Source organism: Anaeromyxobacter sp. SG64, assembly GCF_022690745.1.
Taxonomy (GTDB): Bacteria; Myxococcota; Myxococcia; order Myxococcales; family Anaeromyxobacteraceae; genus Anaeromyxobacter; species Anaeromyxobacter soli.
In genome coordinates, this window is sequence record NZ_JALCZB010000011.1 from 57203 (window position 1) to 75643 (window position 18441).

Here is an 18441-nt window from a genome sequence, read left to right on the forward strand (position 1 = left end):
ACCGCGTGCTCGAGATCGTCATCGGCAACAAGAACTACTCGTCCTGGTCGATGCGGGGCTGGCTCGCGCTCGAGCTGACGGGGGCGCCGTACCGGGAGCTGCTCGTCCCGCTCGACCGGCCCGACACGGCGCGGCGGATCCGCGAGATCTCGCCGGCCGGCCGCGTGCCGGTGCTCCGCGACGAGGGGCTCCTCGTCTGGGACTCGCTCGCCATCTGCGAGTACCTCGCCGAGAAGTTCCCCGCGGCGGGGCTCTGGCCCGCGGAGCGGGGCGCGCGGGCGGTGGCGCGGGCGGTGTCCGCCGAGATGCACTCGGGCTTCCAGGCGCTGCGCTCGAGCCTGCCGATGAACCTCCGGCTCCGGCGGACGATCGCGTCGCCGGCGGAGGACGTGCTCGCCGACGTGGCCCGCGTCCGCGCGATCTGGCGCGAGCTCCGCGCCGGCGCGCGGGGCGGCGAGTTCCTGTTCGGCGGGTTCGGCATCGCCGACGTCATGTTCGCCCCGGTCGTCGGGCGCTTCCGCACCTACGGCATCGCGCTGGACGGGCCGGAGGCCGAGTACGCCGAGGCGGTCTGGCGCCACCCCGCGGTGGTGAAGTGGGTCGCGGGCGCCGCGGCCGAGCAGGACGCCATCCCGAAGTACGACCTGGCCTGACGCTGGGCCGGATCGATCCCGAGGTGCGGCCGGGCGAATCGCCCGGGCGGCGGCCGTCTGCCCGCCGCGCGAGGACGAGGTGACCAGGATGCGGCGGCTCCATCACGGTTGGTACGTCTTCGGCGCGACGTTCGGCGTGCTCCTCGTCGCCGCCGCCATCCGCGCGACGCCCGGCGTGGTGATCGTGCCGCTCGAGCACGACCTCGGGTGGTCGCGCGCGACGATCTCCGGCGCGATCGGCGTGAACCTCCTGCTGTACGGCCTCATGGGCCCGTTCACCGCCGCGATCGCCGAGCGGATCGGCCTCCGCCGGACCATGGCCGTCGCGATGACGCTCCTCGCGGGCGCCCTCCTGCTCGCCACGGAGATGCGGGCGGCGTGGCAGCTCGTGGTCCTGTGGGGCGTCCTGGTCGGCGTCGGCTCGGGGATGGCGGCCACCGTGCTCGGCGCGGTCGTGGTGGCGCGCTGGTTCCACGCCCGCCGCGGGCTCGTGATGGGGGCGCTGACCGCCAGCACCGCCACCGGGCAGCTCCTGTTCCTGCCGCTCCTCGCCCACCTGACGGAGGCGGAGGGGTGGCGCTGGGCCGTCCGCGCCGTGGCGGTCGCCGCCCTGGCGATGGTGCCGCTCGTCCTCGCCGTGGTGCGCGAGTCGCCCGCCGCGGTGGGGCTCCTGCCCGTCGGCGCGACGGAGGCGCCGCCGCCCCCCTCGCGGCGTGGCAACCCCGCGGTGCTCGCGGTCACCACGCTCGGCCGGGCGATGCGGCACCGCGACTTCTGGCTGCTCGCCGCGACGTTCTTCGTCTGCGGCGCGAGCACGAACGGCCTCGTCGGCACGCACCTCATCCCCGCCTGCCTCGACCACGGGATCCCCGAGGTCCGCGCGGCGAGCCTGCTCGCGACGATGGGGCTCTTCGATCTCGTGGGCACCACCGCCTCGGGCTGGCTCACGGACAGGTGGGACAGCAGGCGCCTCTTGTTCACCTACTACGCGCTGCGCGGGCTCTCGCTCGTCTTCCTCCCCGGCGCGCTCCACCACGGCGACGGGCTCGGCCTGTTCAGCGTGTTCTACGGGCTCGACTGGATCGCGACGGTGCCGCCGACCGTGAGGCTCGCGACCGACGCGTTCGGCAAGGACGACGCGCCCATCGTGTACGGCTGGGTGTTCGCGTCCCACCAGGTGGGCGCCGCGCTGGCCGCGCTGGGCGCCGGCCTCGTCCGGACGGAGCTCGGCGACTACCGCCTGGCGTTCCTCGCCTCCGGCGCGATCTGCATGGCCGCCGCGCTGCTGGCGCTCGCGATCGGGCGCGGCCGCGCCCGGCCCGAGGTCGAGCTCTCCCCCGCGCGCACGGCGTGACCGAAGCGGCCCGGCCGCCCGCCGCCGACCGCCCGCGGCCGCCTCGTCCGGCTCGACGCGCCGGGCCACGCGTCCGGCGTCCCGCGACCGATTGACAAGCGCGCCCCACGCGGGCTACCACCCCGCGCCGAGGTCCAGGGGCGCGCCCCGCTCGCCCCCACCGAGACCTCGTGTGCGTCCGGCGCGGAGGGTCCGCGCAACTCCGACTCCAGGGAACCGCGCGATGAAGACCCCCATGAAGCTCCTCGCCCTCACGCTGACCCTCGCCGCGCTGCCCGCGCAGGCCCGCACCTTCGAGGAGATCAAGGCGTCGGGGACGATGGTCGTCGCCTCGGAGGGCGCGTTCCCTCCCTTCAACTTCTTCCGCGGGCCGACCCTCACCGGCTTCGAGATCGAGGTCGCGGAGGCCCTCGCGAAGAAGCTGGGCGTCGCGATCGAGTGGCGGGCCCTGTCGTTCGACGCGCTGCTCGCCGGGCTCCGGCAGGATCGCTGGGACATGGTGATCGCCTCGTTCGGCGTGAGCGAGGAGCGCGCCAAGGCGGTCACGTTCACCGATCCGCACTACTGCTCGGGCGGCGTCATCGTCGCGAAGGACCCCGCGATCCGCACGGTGAAGGATCTCGCCGGGAAGGTCGTCGCCGTGCAGACCGGCACGACCTACCTCGCGCACGTCCAGAAGATCCCCGGCCTCAAGGAGGTCAAGAACTTCCCCAAGGACACCGACGCGCGCTCCGCGCTCGCGGCCGGCCGGGTCGACGCATGGGTGACCGATCGCTTCGTGGCCAAGGCGGCGGTCGAGTCCGCCGGCGGCGCGGGGCTGAAGATCGGCGACTTCGTCTTCGTGGAGCGCATCGCCATGGCCGTGAAGAAGGGCAACGGCTCGCTCCAGGCGGCGCTGAACAAGGCCCTCGCGGAGATCATGGCCGACGGGACGTACGAGAAGATCTCCAGGAAGTATCTGAACGAGGACGTCCGCTGCCGGTGAGCCGGCGTCGCTCCGACGGCACCGCCCTCGAGCCGGTCCCATGAACGTCGCACTCGGCGTCTGGCCCGCGCGCTGGACGCGCCAGCAGCGCAGCACCGCGACCATCGCCGCCTCGGCGTTGGTGCTCGTGCTGTTCATGTGGGGCGTGGCGAAGCCGCTCTCGTGGATGCCGGACCCCGTCGGCCCGGTCGCCGACGAGTTCGCGAGCGGCACGCGCGTCACCGTCTGGCTGACGCTCGCCTCCGGCCTCGCCGGGATCGCCATCGGCGTCCTCACCGCCGTGGCGAAGCTCGCGCCGTTCCCGCCGATCCGCTGGGCGGCCGACCTGTACGTCTGGGCCGTGCGCGGCACGCCGCTCCTCGTGCAGGTGCTGTTCGTGTACTTCGCGCTGCCGGCGATCGTCCCGGGCCTCCAGCTCTCCGACTTCACCTCGGCGGTGGTCGCGCTCGCGGTGAACGTCGGCGCCTACAACGCGGAGGCGATCCGTGCCGGCATCGTCGCGGTGCCGAAGGGGCAGACCGAGGCCGCCCGCGCGCTGGGCCTGTCCCCCTTGCAGACCTTCCGCGACGTGGTCTTCCCCCAGGCGTTCAAGATCGCGCTCCCGCCGCTCGTGAACAACGTGGTGGCCCTGCTCAAGGACTCGTCGCTCGCCTACGTGATCGGGGTGGTGGAGCTCTCGAACGTGGGCAACCGGCTCCAGGCCGCCACCTTCGAGCCGGTGCCGACGCTCGCCACGACCGCCACGATCTACCTCGTCCTCACCACCGTGCTCACCCGGATCTCCGGGGCGATCGAGCGGCGGCTCGACCTCGAGCAGCGGCGCTGAGCGGCAGGACGGACCCCATGTCGCTCGTACGCTCCGCTCCTTCGCTCGCCACCGACCGGCCGCCGCTCATCGTCGCCGAGGGCGTGAACAAGCACTTCGGCCCGGCGCACGTGCTGCGCGGCGTGACGACGCGCTTCTTCGAGGGCGAGGTGGCCGTGATCATCGGCGCCTCCGGCTCCGGCAAGTCCACCTTCCTCCGGACGCTGAACCGCCTCGAGAAGCACGACTCCGGGCGCATCGTGGTGGACGGGATCGAGCTCGACGACAACGTCCGCAACCTCGACGCCATCCGCCGCGAGGTCGGCATGGTGTTCCAGCAGTTCAACCTGTTCCCGCACCTCACGTCGCTCGAGAACGTGGCGCTCGCGCCGCGGCGGGTCCGGGGCACGCCGCGCGCAGAGGCGACCCGCGCCGCGCTCGAGCTGCTCACGCGCGTCGGCCTCGCCGACCACGTCCACAAGCACCCCTTCCAGCTCTCCGGCGGCCAGCAGCAGCGCGTGGCCATCGCCCGCGCGCTCGCGATGAACCCGAAGGTGCTGCTCTTCGACGAGCCGACGAGCGCGCTCGATCCCGAGATGATCAACGAGGTCCTCGACGTGATGAAGGACCTGGCGCGGTCCGGCATGACGATGATCGTCGTCACGCACGAGATGCGGTTCGCGCGCGAGGTGGGGGACCGGATCCTCTTCTTCGACCACGGGGAGCTCCTGCAGGACGCCCCCGCGGACGAGTTCTTCGAGCGCCAGCGCAACGACCGGATCCGGGCGTTCCTGGGCCAGATATCTCACTGACAGTGACGTCTCCGCTCGGGCGCTTCGCCCGCGAGTGGGAGCTTTCGCAGAGGACACGGATGAGCACGCGCAACACGATCTTCGGCATCTCCCTCCTGACCCTGCTGCTCGGCGGCGCCGCCCGCGCCGAGGAGGCGGCCCGGCCGGACGACGTCCAGGCCCTGCGGGCCGAGGTGAAGCGGCTCGCGGAGGAGCTCGAGGCCCTGAAGGCGAGGGCGGCCGCGCCCACGCCCGCCTCCTACACCCCGCCGCCCGCCCCGGCGGCGGAGCAGGTGGCCGCGCTCGCGGAGCGCGTGGACGTGGTCGAGATCCAGCAGAAGGACGCGGTGGTCGCGGGGGACGTCCCCGGCTCGTTCCGGGTGCCCGGCACGGAGCTCTCGCTCCGGCTGTACGGGTTCGCGGAGCTGAACTGGGTGCACGCGTTCGGCCCCGACAACTCGGACATCGACTACGCGACCTTCGCTCCGTACCTGCCGCTCGAGGGGACGGCCGCGGGGCGGCGCACGAACCGGGACTACCTCACCGCCCGCACCTCCCGGCTCGGCATCGACGCGGCCACGCCGACGCGGTACGGCGTCCTCGGCGTCAAGATCGAGGGCGACTTCAACAACGAGCCGCGCACCGGGAACACCGCCCAGTACGGCGCGCCGGAGAACCTCTTCACCCAGCAGCAGACGAGCAGCTACGGCTTCCGGGTCCGCCACCTCTACGGCGTCTTCGGCGGCCTCCTCGTCGGCCAGACGTGGTCCACGTTCATGGACGTGGACAACTACCCGGAGACCGTCGACTACAACGGCCCCACGGGCGCGACCTTCATCCGCCAGCCGGTCATCCGCTACACCTACGCGACGCAGTCGGCCGGCGGCTTCACCGTCGCGCTCGAGAACTCCTCGAGCTACGTGCTCGACTCCCGCGCCGGCCCCGCCGACAGCCCGAACCCGGACTACGGCCTCCCCATCCCCACGAGCCTCTCGCGCGTGCCGGACGTGGTGGTCCGCTGGGACAAGGGGTTCCAGTGGGGCGCGCTCGGCGCCCGCGCGATGACGCAGGAGCTCCGCTTCGACGACGGCGACGGCACGAAGGCCGCGGCGCGCGGCTGGGGCGCGGCGGCGAGCGCCTCGTTCAAGGTGCGCGGCTCCGACTGGCTCGCGCTGCAGGTCACGGGCGGCGACGGCATCGGCCGCTACCTCAACTACATCGAGGGGGCCCTCTACGACGCGGCGGCCGGCCGGATCCGGACCGAGCGCGCCGTCGGCGTCATCGCCGGCTACCAGCTCAAGCCCGCGGGCTGGGTGCGCGTGAACTTCGTCTACGGCGCGACGCGGGACCTCGACGGCTCCTACACCGACGTGGCGAAGGCGACCGGCCTCGACGGCGGCCGGTACGGCGTGAACCGCTCGGTGCAGCAGCTCCACGTCGGCCCGATCTTCACGCCGGTGAAGGGCGTGGACGTCGGCGTGGAGGGCATCTGGGCGCAGCGGAGGACGCTCGCCGGCGAGCGGGGCGAGGATCAGCGCCTCGACTTCTCGGTGAAGTACTACGTGAACTGACGCGCGGTCCCGCGCGCCTTGCCCGCCATGAGCCGGCGTGCAACCCTGCGCGGGTCCTCATCCCGGCGGTACCCAACCGAGACCCGAGCAGCGGCGTCTCGACTTCGGCAGGAGGCAACAACATGCGCACCCTCGGTCTCGTCCTCGGCGCCCTCGCGCTCGTCTCGCTCGGCGCCTGCCAGAAGAAGTCCTCGACGCCCACCACCGTCAAGATCGGCGTGTTCGAGCCGATGACCGGCGCGAACGCGGCCGGCGGGGCGATGGAGGTGGAGGGGATCAAGCTCGCGAACGAGATGTTCCCCACCGTGAAGGTCGGCGACAAGGAGCTCAAGATCGAGCTCGTCGTCTCGGACAACAAGTCCGACAAGGTCGAGGCGGCCAACGCCGCCCAGCGGCTGGTCGATCAGGACAAGGTCGCCGCCGTCCTGGGCTCGTGGGGCTCGTCGCTGTCCATGGCGGCCGGCCCGATCGTCAAGGACAAGAAGGTGCCCGCCATCGCGCTCTCCGCGACGAACCCGCTCGTCACGAAGGGCAACGAGTACTACTTCCGCGTCTGCTTCATCGACCCGTTCCAGGGCACGGTGATGGCGAACTACGCCTTCAAGGACCTCAAGGCCAAGAAGGCGGTCATCATCCGCGAGGTCTCGAACGACTACTCGGTGGGCCTCGCCCGGTTCTTCTCCGACAGCTTCAAGAAGCTCACCGGCGACGAGGGCGCGATCCTCTCGGAGCTCAACTACAACACGAACGACCAGGACTTCACGGCCCAGCTCACCACCGCGAAGTCCATGAACCCCGACGTGATCTTCGCCCCGGGCAACTACACGGAGAGCGCCCTCGTCATCAAGCAGGCGCGCGAGCTCGGGATCACCGCGCCCTTCCTCGGCGGCGACACCTGGGAGACCCCCGAGTTCGTGGACGTCGGCAAGCAGGCGGTCGAGGGCGCGGTGTTCTCGACGTTCTTCGCGACCGAGGTGCCCATCACCGAGACCAGCAAGACGTTCCTCGACGCGTACCGCAAGCAGTACAACAAGGAGCCCGCCGCGGTGACCGCGCTCGGCTTCGACGGCTACCTCGTGGTGCGCTCGGCCATCGAGAAGGCGGGCAGCCTCGACGGCGCGAAGATCCGCGACGCGCTCGCCGCCACGCAGCGCTTCCCGGGCGCGGCCGGCCACATCACGTTCGACCAGAACCGCGACGCCACGAAGAGCGCGGTCATCAAGGTCGTCAAGGGCGGGAAGTTCACCTACCTGACCACGGTTCAGCCGTAGGGCCAGGAGCTCATCGCGGCGGCCGGGGGGCGGGTGCAGCCTCCCGCGCCCGCCGCAGAGGCCCCGAGGCGTCATGACACTCGCGCTCTTCCTGCAGCACCTGGCGAATGCCCTGTCCCTGGGCAGCCTCTACGCCCTCATCGCCATCGGCTACACGATGGTGTACGGCATCCTGCGGCTCATCAACTTCGCCCACGGCGACGTCTTCATGCTGGGCGCCTACCTGGCGTTCTACGCGGTGGCGACGTTCCTCCTGCCGTGGTGGGCGGCCTTCCTCCTCGCCATCCTGGTCACCGCGCTCTTCGGCGTGGTGCTCGAGCGCGTCGCGTACCGCCCGCTGCGGGACTCCCCGCGCATCTCGGTGATGATCAGCGCCATCGGCGCCTCGTTCCTCATCGAGAACGTCGGCATCGTCGTGTTCGGCGGCCGCCCCAAGGGCGTCCTGGTCCCCGACGTCATGAACGTCAAGCTCGGGCTGGGCGGCGTCTCGGTCATGTCGGTGAGCGTCGTCATCCCGGTCCTCACCTTCGTGGTGCTGGCGATCCTCCTCTGGGTCGTGCACCGGACGAAGACCGGCATGGCGATGCGCGCCGTCTCGACCGATCTCGACGCCGCGCGCCTGCAGGCGATCGACGTGAACCGCATCATCTCGTTCACGTTCGGCGCCGGCTCGCTGCTCGCCGCGGTCGGCGGCATCATGTGGTCCTACAAGTACCCGCAGCTGAACCCGCTCATGGGCACGATGCCGGGCCTCAAGTGCTTCATCGCGGCGGTCATCGGCGGGATCGGCAGCATCCAGGGGGCGGTGCTGGGCGGCTTCCTGCTCGGCGGGATCGAGCTCCTCACCGTCGCGTTCCTGCCGACCCTCACCGGCTACCGCGACGCGTTCGCGTTCGTGCTCCTCATCGTCGTCCTCCTGGTGAAGCCCTCGGGCCTCCTCGGCGGGCGCCACGTCGAGAAGGTGTGACGCCATGAAGCCGAAGCGCACGCACCTCTACACGCTCGCGGCCGTCGCCGCCTTCGCCGTGTTCCTCGGCATCGCCGACGCCACCTTCGACGCCTTCGCCCTGCGCGTCCTCGACCTGTGCGGCATCTACGTCGTGCTGGCGCTCTCCCTGAACCTCGTGAACGGGTTCACCGGCCTCTTCTCGCTGGGCCACGCGGGCTTCATGGCGGTCGGCGCCTACACGAGCGCCCTGCTCACGATGACCGCCGAGCAGAAGGAGATGAACTTCTTCCTCGAGCCCATCGCGCCGTGGCTCGCGCACCTCTCGATCCCCTTCATCCCGGCGCTCGTGGTGGCGGGGCTCGTCGCGGCGGGGCTCGGGTTCGTCATCGCGGCGCCGGCGCTGCGCCTCCGGGACGACTACCTCGCCATCGCCACCCTCGGCTTCGCCGAGATCATCCGCGTGGTCCTCACCAACGCGCAGCGGATCACGAACGGCGCCCTGGGGCTCAAGGGGCTGCCCAAGTTCGCCGGGACCTGGGAGGTCTGGGGCTGCGCCGCGCTGGCGGTCCTCTTCATGATCCTCCTCACGCGCTCGGCCTACGGGCGGGCGCTCAAGGCGGTGCGGGACGACGAGATCGCCGCCGGGGCGATGGGCGTGAACGTGTTCCGCACGAAGGTGGTGAGCTTCACCGTCTCGAGCTTCATGGCGGGGGTGGGCGGCGCGCTGCTCGGCCACCTGCTCACCACCATCGACCCGAAGATGTTCACCTTCATGCTGACGTTCAACATCCTGCTCGTGGTCGTGCTCGGCGGGATGGCCTCCATCACCGGCTCGGTGATCGCCTCCATCGCGGTGACGATCCTCATGGAGGCGCTCCGCTTCCTGGACGGCCCCCTCGACCTCGGCGTCTTCCAGCTCGACGCGCGCCCGGGCCTGCGCATGGTGGTGTTCTCGGCGCTGCTGATGGCGGTCGTGATCTTCCGGCAGCGCGGGCTCATGGGCAGCCGCGAGTTCTCGTGGGCGATGCTGTCGAGGGCGAGGCTGCCGTGGCGGAGGAGCGGGCCGGCCGGCACCGACGGGGGGACGCATGGCGTTGCTTAGCACCGAGCGCGTCACCATGCGGTTCGGCGGCCTCACCGCCGTCTCCCGCCTCGAGGTCCGCATCGAGAAGGACGAGATCGTCGGCCTCATCGGGCCGAACGGCGCCGGGAAGACCACCGCCTTCAACGTGATCACCGGGATGAACACGCCCACGGAGGGGAGGGTGCTCTTCGCCGGCGAGGACATCACCGGCATGCCGCGCCACGAGATCGCCAGGCGCGGGGTCGCGCGGACGTTCCAGAACATCCGGCTCTTCAAGGAGATGTCGGTCCTCGAGAACGTCCTCGTCGGCTGCCACCTGCGGCTCCGCCCCAACGTCTTCGAGGCGACGCTCCACCTGCCGGGCTATCGCCGCCGGGACGCCGAGGCCCGCGCGTTCGCCCTCGACCTGCTGCGCGAGGTGGGCCTCGAGTCGAACGCGGACGAGCTCGCCACGAGCCTCCCCTACGGGAAGCAGCGGCGCCTCGAGATCGTGCGCGCCCTCGCGACGCGGCCGACGATGCTGCTGCTCGACGAGCCCGCGGCCGGCATGAACCCGCAGGAGTCCCTCGAGCTCATGCACTTCATCCGGCGGATCCGCGATCAGTTCGGCCTGACCATCCTCCTCATCGAGCACCACATGCAGGTGGTGATGGGGGTCTGCCACCGCATCTACGTCCTCGAGTACGGGCAGACGATCGCCCAGGGCGATCCGGCCGCGATCCAGAACGACCCCAAGGTCATCGAAGCGTACCTGGGAGCCCAGTGATGCTGAAGGTCGAGCAGCTCTCCGCTCATTACGGCGGCATCCACGCGCTCCAGGGCATCGCGCTCGACGTGCCCGACGGCTCCATCGTGAGCCTCATCGGCGCGAACGGCGCTGGCAAGAGCACCACCCTCAAGTCCATCGTCGGGCTCGTGAAGCCGTCGCGCGGGACCGTCACCTGGAACGGCGAGGTGCTCACCGGGCTCCCCACCAAGGACATCGTGTCCCGCGGCGTGTGCCTCGTCCCCGAGGGCCGCCACGTCTTCCCGAACCTCACGGTGGACGAGAACCTGACGCTCGGCGCCTACTCGCGGTCCGACAAGCCGGGCATCGCCGCCGACCGCGAGAAGGTGTTCGGGCTTTTCCCGCGCCTGAAGGAGCGGGTGAGCCAGAAGGCCGGCACGCTCTCCGGCGGCGAGCAGCAGATGCTCGCGGTGGGGCGCGCGCTCATGACCCGTCCCCGGCTCCTGATGATGGACGAGCCGTCGCTCGGCCTCGCCCCGCTCATCGTGAAGATGATCTTCGACATCGTGAAGGCCATCAACGCGGAGGGGGTCACCGTGCTGCTCGTCGAGCAGAACGCGAAGGCGGCGCTCGAGATCGCCGACTACGGCTACGTCCTCGAGACGGGCCGCATCACCTTCCACGGGCCGGGCAAGGACCTCCTGAAGGACGATCGCGTGCGCCACGCGTACCTCGGCGAGGCTCACGCGTAAGACGTCTCAGCGGGGGCTGGTCCCCCGCCCCCTCGACGGCTGATCGCCGTCGCCGGGGCCCCCACCCCCGCTCGCCGGGCCCGCTTCGCTCGCTGACGTCTCGCGATCCGCGCCGGCGCCCCGCTGGGCTACATTGCCGGGCCATGCGACTCCTCCGCGATCTGTCGCCGTCCGCCGTCGTCGCGGGCTTCGTCACCGTCCTCGTCGGCTACACCAGCTCCGCGGTGATCGTGTTCCAGGCGGCGAGGGCCTGCGGCGCCGGCCCCGCGGAGATCGCCTCCTGGATGTGGGCGCTCGGGCTGGGGATGGGGCTCACCTGCATCGGCCTGTCGCTGCGCTACCGCGTGCCGGTGGTCACCGCCTGGTCCACGCCCGGGGCGGCGCTCCTCGCGACCAGCGCGGCCGGCCTGCCGATGTCGGCCGCCGTCGGCGCCTTCCTCGTCTGCGGCGCGCTCCTGCTCCTCTTCGGCGTCACCGGCTGGTTCGAGCGCGGCATGTCGCGCATCCCGATGCCGATCGCCGCCGGGATGCTGGCCGGGGTCCTGCTCCGGTTCGGGATGGACACCTTCGTGGCGATGAGGACGCAGCTCGGCCTCGCGCTCGCCATGGTCGCGGCGTACCTCGTCGGCCGCAGGCTCTGGCCCCGCTACGCGGTGGTGGGCGTGCTCGCGGTGGGCGTCGCCGTGGCGGCGGCCCTGGGGCTGCTCGGGCTGTCGGGCGTGCACCTCGAGCTCACGCGCCCGGTGCTCACGGCGCCGACCTTCAGCACGAGCGCCCTCGTCGGCGTGGCGATCCCGCTCTTCGTCGTCACCATGGCCTCGCAGAACGTGACGGGGGTCGCCGTGATGCGCGCGGCCGGGTACGGCGACACGCCCGTGTCGCCCCTCATCGGCTGGACCGGCGCGACCACCGTCCTCCTCGCGCCCTTCGGCGGCTACACGTTCAACCTCGCCGCGATCACGGCGGCCCTCTGCATGGGGCACGAGGCTCACCCGGACAAGGACCGGCGCTACGTGGCCGCCGTGGCCGCCGGCGGCTTCTACCTGCTCACCGGCCTCTTCGGCGCCACGGTGGGCGCCGTGTTCGCGGCGTTCCCGAAGGAGCTCGTGATGGCGGTGGCGGGGCTCGCGCTCGTGAACACGATCGGCGCTGGACTCGCGGCGGCGGTGCGTGACGAGTCGGATCGGGAGCCGGCCCTCCTCACGTTCCTCGTCACCGCCTCCGGGGTCTCGCTGTTCGGGATCGGGTCGGCCTTCTGGGGGCTCGTGGCCGGCGTCATCGCGCTCCTCGCGCTCCGCCGTTAGCCGAGGGGAGCCGCGCGCGGAGCCCCCGGCGTTATCCGCTTGACCGGACGCACGTCCGTCATTTAGGAAGACGGGGTCGCATCGACGCGCGGCCCCGGCCGCCCAGGAGAGGAACTCATGAAGCGCACCATCCGCACCCTCGCCGCCGCCGTGCTCGCGCTCTGCGCGCTGGGCGCCCGCCCCGCTGCGGCGGGGCAGGTCATCAAGCTCGGCGTGGAGAACGGGCCTCATGCCGAGATCGCCGAGCTGGTGAAGACGCTCGTCGCGAAGGACGGCATCGAGCTCAAGGTCATCGAGCTCTCGGACTACGCCCAGCAGAACCCGGCGCTCGACCAGGGCGACCTGGACGCCAACTCGTTCCAGCACCAGCCGTACCTCGACGAGCAGGTGAAGGCGCGCGGCTACAAGCTCGTCGGCGTGGCGAAGAGCGTGGTCTTCCCGATGGGCGTGTACTCCCGCAAGATCAAGGCGCTCGCGGAGCTGCCCCAGGGCGCCAAGATCGCCATCCCCAACGATCCGTCGAACGGAGGCCGAGCGCTCCTGCTCCTGCAGGCGAACGGGGTCCTGAAGCTCCGCCCCGGCAGCGGCATCACCCCGACGGCGATCGACATCGTCGAGAACAAGAAGAACGTGAAGATCGTGGAGGCGGACGCCGCCCAGCTCCCGAACTTCCTCCCCGACGTGTCCGCCGCCGTCATCAACACGAACTACGCGATCCAGGGGAAGCTCGACCCGGCCAAGGACGCCATCGCCCGCGAGGCGAAGGACTCGCCGTACGTGAACCTCCTCGTCGTGCGGCAGGCGGACAAGGACAAGCCCTGGGTGAAGAAGCTCGTCGCCGCCTACCACTCGGCGGAGGTGCGCAAGCTCATCGACACGAAGTGGCCGGGCGTCGTGGTCCCGGGCTGGTAGGGCCGAGCGGACCTTTCGCCGGCGGAGCCGAGGCTCGTCCCCTGGGTTGGGGGCGGGCCTCTCTTCGTCGAAGGCGCGCGGTGCGGTTCCGCGCGGCGCCTAGGCGTTCGGCCGCGAGCGCACGAGCCGCTTGTTGAGCCGCTGCGCCACGCGATCTCCGACCGACTGGACCCCCTGCACGAGCACGATGAGGACGACCACCACCGCGAGCATGACCTCCGGCAGGAAGCGCTGGTAGCCATAGCGGATGCCGAGGTCGCCGAGCCCGCCGCCGCCGACGGCGCCGGCCATGGCCGAGTAGCTGATCAGGTTCACGACCGTGATGGTGAGGGCCGCGACGAGGCCGGGGAGCGCCTCCGGGACGAGGACCTTCGTCACGATCTGCATCGGCGAGGCCCCCATGGCCTGCGCTGCCTCGATGAGGCCGGGGTCCACCTCGCGGAGCGCCGCCTCGGCGAGCCGGGCCACGAACGGGATGGCCGCGATCGTTAGCGGCACGATGGCCGCCGCCGTGCCGATGGAGGTACCGACGAGGAGCCGCGTGAACGGGATGATGGCCACGAGCAGGATGATGAACGGCGTCGAGCGGCCGGCGTTCACCACCGCGCCCAGCACCCGGTTCAGCAGGGGGTGCTCCCGGATGTGGCCGGGGCTCGTGGCGACCAGGACGACGCCCAGCGGCACGCCGACGAGCGCCGCCAGGGTGGACGACACGGCCACCATGAGCAGGGTCTCGAGGAACGCGTCAAGCAACAGCCCGAGCATCGCCGGCGACATGGCCGAGCACCTCCACCTTCAGGTCCTTGCTGCGGATGAACTCGAGAGAGGCCGCGACGTCCTCGGCGCGCCCGATCGCCTCGACGATGATGTTCCCGTACGGCTCACCCTGGATGTAGTCGACCTGCGCCTGCAGGATGTTGAGCAGGATCCCGAACCGGCGGACGACCTCGGCCATCACGGGCGTGTTCGCCGACGGCCCGCGGAAGACGATCCGGAGCACCGGGTTGCCGCCGGCCTCGGGCGGCGCCGCCAGGCGCGCGACGAGGTTCGCCGGGAGGGCCCGGTCCACGAGGTCGCGGACGAAGCGCCGGGTCACCTCGGCGGTCGGCGAGGTGAAGACGTCGAAGACGGGGCCGAGCTCCACGATCTCGCCGTGCTCCAGCACCGCCACCCGGTCGCAGATCTCCTTGATGACCGGCATCTCGTGCGTGATGAGGACGATGGTGAGCCCGAGCTTCCGGTTGATGTCGCGGAGCAGGGTGAGGATCGCCTGCGTGGTCTCGGGGTCGAGCGCCGAGGTGGCCTCGTCGCAGAGCAGCACCGACGGCTCCGAGGCGAGCGCCCGCGCGATGCCGACCCGCTGCTTCTCCCCGCCGGACAGCTCGGCGGGGTAGCGGCCGTGCTTGCCCGCGAGCCCGACCAGCTCCAGGAGCGGCGCCGCGGCGGCGCGCGCGTCCGCGCGCGAGCGGCCGGCGAGCTCGAGGGGGAGGGCGACGTTGTCGAGGGCGGTCCGCGAGGAGAGCAGGTTGAAGTGCTGGAAGATCATCCCGATCGCGTGGCGCGCCTCGCGCAGGGCCCGGCCTCGGAGCGCGGTGATCTCCCGGCCCTCGACCACCACGCGACCCGACGTGGGCCGCTCGAGGAGGTTGATGCAGCGGACGAGCGTACTCTTGCCGGCGCCGCTGCGGCCGATGACGCCGAACACCTCGCCCCTGGGGATGGCGAGGGAGACGCCCTTGAGGACGTGGACGGGGCCGCCCTCGGCGTGGAAGGTCTTCGTGAGGTCTCGGAGCTCGATCATCGTGCTTCGCGGGGGGCTGGACGCGGGGTGTCCGTTATACTGGAGGAGTCCCCGCGGCGCGAGGCCGGCCGGCGTGGCAGGCTCCGCGGGCGATCGGCGCGTTGCCCGGCGCCTCGATCTCCCCTATAGGATGAGCATCCGTTATCACGGAAGGAGACCTCCCACATGAGAGCCGTCCGGACGATCCCGCTCCTCGCCACCGCACTCCTCGCGCTCGCCGGCGTCGCCCGTGCGGCGCCCGCCCAGACCCTCAAGGTCGGCACCGAGGGTGTTTACGCACCGTTCACGTTCCAGGACGCCGACGGGAAGCTCACCGGCTACGACGTCGAGGTCGTCCGGGAGATCGCGCGGCGCGCCGGGCTCGAGCCGGTGTTCGCCCCGACGCCGTGGGACAGCATCTTCCTCGGGCTCGACTCGCGGAAGTTCGACCTGGTCGCGAACCAGATCGGCAAGACGCCCGAGCGCGAGAAGAAGTACCTCTTCACCGACGACTACCTCGTCTCCGGCGCCCAGATCATCGTCAAGGAAGGGCGCGCCGGGACGTTCTCCGGGCTCGAGAGCCTCGCGGGCCTGAAGGTCGGCACCGGCGTCGGCAGCAACTACAGCAAGCTGCTCGAGGCCTACAACGCGAGCCACACCCCGCCCATCGACATCAAGTACTACGACGGGACCCTCACCACCGTCCTCCAGGACATCGTCGCGGGCCGCCTCGACGCGACCGTGAACGACCGCCTGACGGTGGGGTACAACGTCAAGAAGCTCGCGCTCCCCGTGAAGCTGGTCGGGGCGCCGCTCGCGCTCGTCCCCTCGCACTTCGTGGTCCGCAAGGGGCCGGAGGGCGAGGCGCTCGTGAAGCGCCTCGACGCGGCCATCGCCGCGGCCAAGCGGGACGGCACGCTCGCGAAGCTCTCCGTGAAGTGGTTCGGCGCCGACTACACGCGCTAGCGCTCCCTCCCGCCCGTGGACGCCGCCGGCATGGAGCCGCTGCTCGACTATCCCTTCATGGTGTCGGTGGTGCCCGCGCTCCTGCGGGCGCTGCCGGTCACCCTGAACGTGACGGTGGTGTCGATGAGCCTGGCGCTGCCGCTCGCGCTCGCCACCGCCCTCGTCCGGATCTCCCGCGTCCCGGTGCTCCGGCACGTGGCGGCGCTCTACGTCTCGTTCATGCGCGGCACGCCGCTCCTCGTGCAGATCTACCTCGCCTACTACGGCCTGCCGAAGGTGCTGAACCACCTCGGCGACCGCTACGGCTGGTCCCTCGACGTGAGCAGCATCCCGGCCATCGCCTTCATCTACCTCGCGTTCACCCTGAACGTCGGGGCCTACGCCTCCGAGACCTTCCGCGCGGCGATCGAGGCGATCGACCGGGGGCAGATGGAGGCGGCGCTCTCGGTGGGGATGACGCGCTGGCAGGGCATGCGCCGGATCGTGCTCCCCCAGGCGCTCACCATCGCCCTGCCGAGCCTGGGGAACACCGTCATCGCCCTGCTCAAGGACACCTCGCTCGCCTTCCTCGTGTCGGTGGTGGAGCTCATGGGGGAGGCGAAGATCCAGGCGGCGCGCGGGCTGCAGTTCTTCGAGGTCTACCTGGTGGCCGCGCTCGTCTACTGGGTCATCTGCATCGGCATCGAGCGGGGCATGGCGGTGCTGGAGCGCCGGGTGAGGCGGTACGAGGGGCTCTCGCCGGCATGATCGAGCTCCGCGACGTCACGAAGGCGTTCAACGGCGTGCCGGCCCTGCGGGGCGTGAGCCTCGAGGTCCACGAGGGCGAGTCCGTCGTCATCCTCGGGCCGAGCGGCTCCGGCAAGTCCACGCTGCTGCGCTGCGTGAACTTCCTCGAGCGCCCGGACGGCGGGACGATCCGCGTCGGCGATCTCACCGTGGACGCCCACCGGGCCACGAAGGCGGAGGCGGCGGCGCTGCGGCGGCGGACCGCCATGGTGTTCCAGCACTACCACCTGTTCCGCAACAAGACCGCGCTCGAGAACGTGATGGAGGGGCTCCTCGTGGTGAGGAAGCTCCCGCGCGCCGAGGCCCGCGCCGCGAGCGAGCGGGTCCTCGCGCGCGTCGGTCTCTCGAACCGGCTCTCCTACTTCCCGTCCCAGCTCTCCGGCGGCCAGCAGCAGCGGGTCGGCATCGCCCGGGCGCTCGCGCTCGAGCCCGACGTCATCCTCTTCGACGAGCCGACCTCGGCGCTCGACCCGGAGCTCGTGGGCGAGGTCCTCGACGTGATGCGCGGCCTCGCCCGCGACGGCGTGACGATGCTCGTCGTCACCCACGAGATGGGCTTCGCGCGCGAGGTCGCCCAGCGCGTGATCTTCATGGACGAGGGGCGCATCGTGGAGGAGGGCGCGGCCGAGGACGTCTTCCAGCGCACGCGCCACGAGCGGACGCGGCAGTTCCTGCAGCGGGTCAAGCGGACCTGACACGGCGGCGCGCGCGGCGGGCGTGCATCCGTGCACGGGCCCCGTGCATCTCCGCGCGAGCGTCGAGGCCCGGATTCCGGTACACGTGCCTCGAGCGTCCGGGGTCCCGGAGGCGAGGAGGGTGGCACCCTTGTCCCGTCGAGGCTGGCTGCTGTTCGTCGCGCTGTGCGTGATCTGGGGGATCCCGTACCTGCTCATCAAGGTCGCGGTCCGGGAGATCACCCCGGCGAGCCTCGTCTTCCTGCGCACCGCCATCGGCGCGCTCGTCCTCCTGCCGGTGGTGCTCCTCTCCCGGGGCGACCTGCGCGCCCTCCTGCCGCGCTGGCGCCCCATCGTGCTGTTCACCGTGGCGGAGCTCGCGGTCCCGTGGCTCCTGCTCTCCGACGCCGAGCGCCACCTGCCGAGCTCCCTCGCGGGCCTCCTCGTCGCGTCGGTGCCGCTGGTCGGCGTCGTGCTGGCCCGCCTGAGCGGGGTCCCCGAGCCGCTCGGAGGACGCCGTCTCGCCGGGCTCTGGGTCGGGCTCGCGGGCGTGGTCGCGCTGCTCGGCCTCGACGTGCGCGGGGGAGACCTGCGCGCGGTGGGCGAGATGGTGCTCGTGGTGATCGGCTACGCGGTGGGCCCCATGGTCGTGTCCCGGCGCCTCACCGACGTGCGGACCCTGGACGTGGTGGCGGTGTCGCTCGTGCTGGGCGCCGTGGGGTACGCGCCGTTCGGGATCTCCCAGCTCCCCGCCGCGCTGCCGTCGATCGAGGCGATCCTCTCGGTGGTCGTGCTCGGGGTGCTCTGCACGGCGCTCGCCTTCGTGCTCTTCTTCCGGCTCATCGCCGAGGTCGGGCCGGTGCGGGCCACCGTGGTCGCGTACGTCAATCCGGCGGTCGCCGTAGCCGCGGGGGTCGCCGTGCTGGCTGAGCCGCTGACGGCGGGCACGGTCATCGGGTTCTTGCTCATCCTCGCCGGCTCCTGGCTCGCGACCGGAGCGCCGGTGCGCGCCGCCGCCTCCTCGGCGTCCCCGATGGCGCCGGGCTCCGCCGGACAGGCGTGAGGCCGGGCCGCGGC

The 18441-nt window shown here is 71.5% G+C and carries 19 protein-coding genes; 17 read left to right on the forward strand and 2 right to left on the reverse strand.

Annotated elements, in window-relative coordinates; all coding sequences use genetic code 11:
- The first annotated feature begins 5 nt into the window (after window positions 1-5).
- The 13 genes from MNZ29_RS05535 (at window position 6) to MNZ29_RS05595 (ending at window position 13158) form a co-directional block, all read left to right on the forward strand.
- Complete coding sequence (locus tag MNZ29_RS05535) at window positions 6-653, forward strand: glutathione S-transferase (RefSeq protein WP_242353507.1); 648 nt, start codon at window positions 6-8, stop codon at window positions 651-653.
- 88 nt (window positions 654-741) lie between these two features.
- Window positions 742-2007: an MFS transporter gene (locus MNZ29_RS05540; protein ID WP_242353509.1), complete on the forward strand. Its 1266-nt coding sequence runs from the start codon at window positions 742-744 to the stop codon at window positions 2005-2007.
- Between the two features lie 235 nt (window positions 2008-2242).
- Complete coding sequence (locus MNZ29_RS05545; protein ID WP_242353511.1) at window positions 2243-2992, forward strand: ABC transporter substrate-binding protein; 750 nt, start codon at window positions 2243-2245, stop codon at window positions 2990-2992.
- Between the two features lie 40 nt (window positions 2993-3032).
- On the forward strand, window positions 3033-3818 hold the full coding sequence (locus MNZ29_RS05550) for an amino acid ABC transporter permease (protein ID WP_242353513.1): 786 nt from the start codon (window positions 3033-3035) through the stop codon (window positions 3816-3818).
- Window positions 3819-3835: 17 nt separating this feature from the next.
- Window positions 3836-4609: an amino acid ABC transporter ATP-binding protein gene (locus MNZ29_RS05555; protein WP_242353515.1), complete on the forward strand. Its 774-nt coding sequence runs from the start codon at window positions 3836-3838 to the stop codon at window positions 4607-4609.
- 59 nt (window positions 4610-4668) lie between these two features.
- Entirely contained in the window at window positions 4669-6159 is a 1491-nt protein-coding gene (locus MNZ29_RS05560) for a DcaP family trimeric outer membrane transporter (protein ID WP_242333741.1), read from the forward strand.
- Between the two features lie 122 nt (window positions 6160-6281).
- Entirely contained in the window at window positions 6282-7430 is a 1149-nt protein-coding gene (locus tag MNZ29_RS05565) for an ABC transporter substrate-binding protein (RefSeq protein WP_242333738.1), read from the forward strand.
- 73 nt (window positions 7431-7503) lie between these two features.
- Window positions 7504-8397 carry a branched-chain amino acid ABC transporter permease gene (locus MNZ29_RS05570; protein WP_242333735.1) on the forward strand — a complete coding sequence of 298 codons (894 nt, stop codon included), beginning with the start codon at window positions 7504-7506 and terminating at the stop codon, window positions 8395-8397.
- Between the two features lie 4 nt (window positions 8398-8401).
- Window positions 8402-9481 carry a branched-chain amino acid ABC transporter permease gene (locus MNZ29_RS05575; RefSeq protein ID WP_242333732.1) on the forward strand — a complete coding sequence of 360 codons (1080 nt, stop codon included), beginning with the start codon at window positions 8402-8404 and terminating at the stop codon, window positions 9479-9481.
- Complete coding sequence (locus MNZ29_RS05580) at window positions 9468-10229, forward strand: ABC transporter ATP-binding protein (RefSeq protein ID WP_242333729.1); 762 nt, start codon at window positions 9468-9470, stop codon at window positions 10227-10229. Before MNZ29_RS05575 ends, MNZ29_RS05580 begins: the two co-directional genes overlap by 14 nt.
- Window positions 10229-10942, forward strand: a complete 714-nt coding sequence (locus tag MNZ29_RS05585) for an ABC transporter ATP-binding protein (protein ID WP_242333726.1) — start codon at window positions 10229-10231, stop codon at window positions 10940-10942. Before MNZ29_RS05580 ends, MNZ29_RS05585 begins: the two co-directional genes overlap by 1 nt.
- A 143-nt stretch (window positions 10943-11085) precedes the next feature.
- Window positions 11086-12246, forward strand: coding sequence for a benzoate/H(+) symporter BenE family transporter (locus MNZ29_RS05590; RefSeq protein WP_242333723.1), 1161 nt, complete (start codon window positions 11086-11088; stop codon window positions 12244-12246).
- A 117-nt stretch (window positions 12247-12363) separates the two neighbouring features.
- Complete coding sequence (locus MNZ29_RS05595) at window positions 12364-13158, forward strand: MetQ/NlpA family ABC transporter substrate-binding protein (RefSeq protein WP_242333720.1); 795 nt, start codon at window positions 12364-12366, stop codon at window positions 13156-13158.
- 99 nt (window positions 13159-13257) lie between these two features.
- On the opposite strand, the gene MNZ29_RS05600 is transcribed toward MNZ29_RS05595, so the two are convergent.
- Both MNZ29_RS05600 and MNZ29_RS05605 read right to left on the reverse strand, forming a co-directional pair.
- A complete protein-coding gene (locus MNZ29_RS05600; protein ID WP_242333717.1) occupies window positions 13258-13935 on the reverse strand; it encodes a methionine ABC transporter permease in 678 nt (225 codons plus the stop codon).
- On the reverse strand, window positions 13904-14959 hold the full coding sequence (locus tag MNZ29_RS05605; RefSeq protein WP_242333714.1) for a methionine ABC transporter ATP-binding protein: 1056 nt from the start codon (window positions 14957-14959) through the stop codon (window positions 13904-13906). Before MNZ29_RS05605 ends, MNZ29_RS05600 begins: the two co-directional genes overlap by 32 nt.
- Before the next feature lie 165 nt (window positions 14960-15124).
- Here MNZ29_RS05605 and MNZ29_RS05610 point away from each other — a divergent pair, with 165 nt between their 5' ends.
- The 4 genes from MNZ29_RS05610 (at window position 15125) to MNZ29_RS05625 (ending at window position 18427) form a co-directional block, all read left to right on the forward strand.
- Window positions 15125-15904 (forward strand): transporter substrate-binding domain-containing protein, encoded by a 780-nt coding sequence (locus MNZ29_RS05610; RefSeq protein WP_242333711.1) that lies wholly within the window; start codon window positions 15125-15127, stop codon window positions 15902-15904.
- Between the two features lie 30 nt (window positions 15905-15934).
- On the forward strand, window positions 15935-16651 hold the full coding sequence (locus MNZ29_RS05615; protein ID WP_242353518.1) for an amino acid ABC transporter permease: 717 nt from the start codon (window positions 15935-15937) through the stop codon (window positions 16649-16651).
- On the forward strand, window positions 16648-17385 hold the full coding sequence (locus MNZ29_RS05620; protein WP_242333705.1) for an amino acid ABC transporter ATP-binding protein: 738 nt from the start codon (window positions 16648-16650) through the stop codon (window positions 17383-17385). Before MNZ29_RS05615 ends, MNZ29_RS05620 begins: the two co-directional genes overlap by 4 nt.
- Before the next feature lie 121 nt (window positions 17386-17506).
- On the forward strand, window positions 17507-18427 hold the full coding sequence (locus tag MNZ29_RS05625; RefSeq protein ID WP_374110787.1) for a DMT family transporter: 921 nt from the start codon (window positions 17507-17509) through the stop codon (window positions 18425-18427).
- Window positions 18428-18441: the final 14 nt, after the last annotated feature.

What these genes read in the sequence shown, in the direction of transcription:
- MNZ29_RS05595 (WP_242333720.1), top strand. Translation starts at nt 12,364, where the DNA reads ATGAAGCGCACCATCCGCACCCTCGCCGCCGCCGTGCTCGCGCTCTGC.
- MNZ29_RS05620 (WP_242333705.1), top strand. Translation starts at nt 16,648, where the DNA reads ATGATCGAGCTCCGCGACGTCACGAAGGCGTTCAACGGCGTGCCGGCC.
- MNZ29_RS05590 (WP_242333723.1), top strand. Translation starts at nt 11,086, where the DNA reads ATGCGACTCCTCCGCGATCTGTCGCCGTCCGCCGTCGTCGCGGGCTTC.
- MNZ29_RS05555 (WP_242353515.1), top strand. Translation starts at nt 3,836, where the DNA reads ATGTCGCTCGTACGCTCCGCTCCTTCGCTCGCCACCGACCGGCCGCCG.
- MNZ29_RS05540 (WP_242353509.1), top strand. Translation starts at nt 742, where the DNA reads ATGCGGCGGCTCCATCACGGTTGGTACGTCTTCGGCGCGACGTTCGGC.
- MNZ29_RS05550 (WP_242353513.1), top strand. Translation starts at nt 3,033, where the DNA reads ATGAACGTCGCACTCGGCGTCTGGCCCGCGCGCTGGACGCGCCAGCAG.
- MNZ29_RS05605 (WP_242333714.1), bottom strand. Translation starts at nt 14,959, where the DNA reads ATGATCGAGCTCCGAGACCTCACGAAGACCTTCCACGCCGAGGGCGGC.
- MNZ29_RS05560 (WP_242333741.1), top strand. Translation starts at nt 4,669, where the DNA reads ATGAGCACGCGCAACACGATCTTCGGCATCTCCCTCCTGACCCTGCTG.
- MNZ29_RS05575 (WP_242333732.1), top strand. Translation starts at nt 8,402, where the DNA reads ATGAAGCCGAAGCGCACGCACCTCTACACGCTCGCGGCCGTCGCCGCC.
- MNZ29_RS05565 (WP_242333738.1), top strand. Translation starts at nt 6,282, where the DNA reads ATGCGCACCCTCGGTCTCGTCCTCGGCGCCCTCGCGCTCGTCTCGCTC.
- MNZ29_RS05585 (WP_242333726.1), top strand. Translation starts at nt 10,229, where the DNA reads ATGCTGAAGGTCGAGCAGCTCTCCGCTCATTACGGCGGCATCCACGCG.
- MNZ29_RS05570 (WP_242333735.1), top strand. Translation starts at nt 7,504, where the DNA reads ATGACACTCGCGCTCTTCCTGCAGCACCTGGCGAATGCCCTGTCCCTG.
- MNZ29_RS05610 (WP_242333711.1), top strand. Translation starts at nt 15,125, where the DNA reads ATGAGAGCCGTCCGGACGATCCCGCTCCTCGCCACCGCACTCCTCGCG.
- MNZ29_RS05545 (WP_242353511.1), top strand. Translation starts at nt 2,243, where the DNA reads ATGAAGCTCCTCGCCCTCACGCTGACCCTCGCCGCGCTGCCCGCGCAG.
- MNZ29_RS05580 (WP_242333729.1), top strand. Translation starts at nt 9,468, where the DNA reads ATGGCGTTGCTTAGCACCGAGCGCGTCACCATGCGGTTCGGCGGCCTC.
- MNZ29_RS05615 (WP_242353518.1), top strand. Translation starts at nt 15,935, where the DNA reads ATGGAGCCGCTGCTCGACTATCCCTTCATGGTGTCGGTGGTGCCCGCG.
- MNZ29_RS05600 (WP_242333717.1), bottom strand. Translation starts at nt 13,935, where the DNA reads ATGTCGCCGGCGATGCTCGGGCTGTTGCTTGACGCGTTCCTCGAGACC.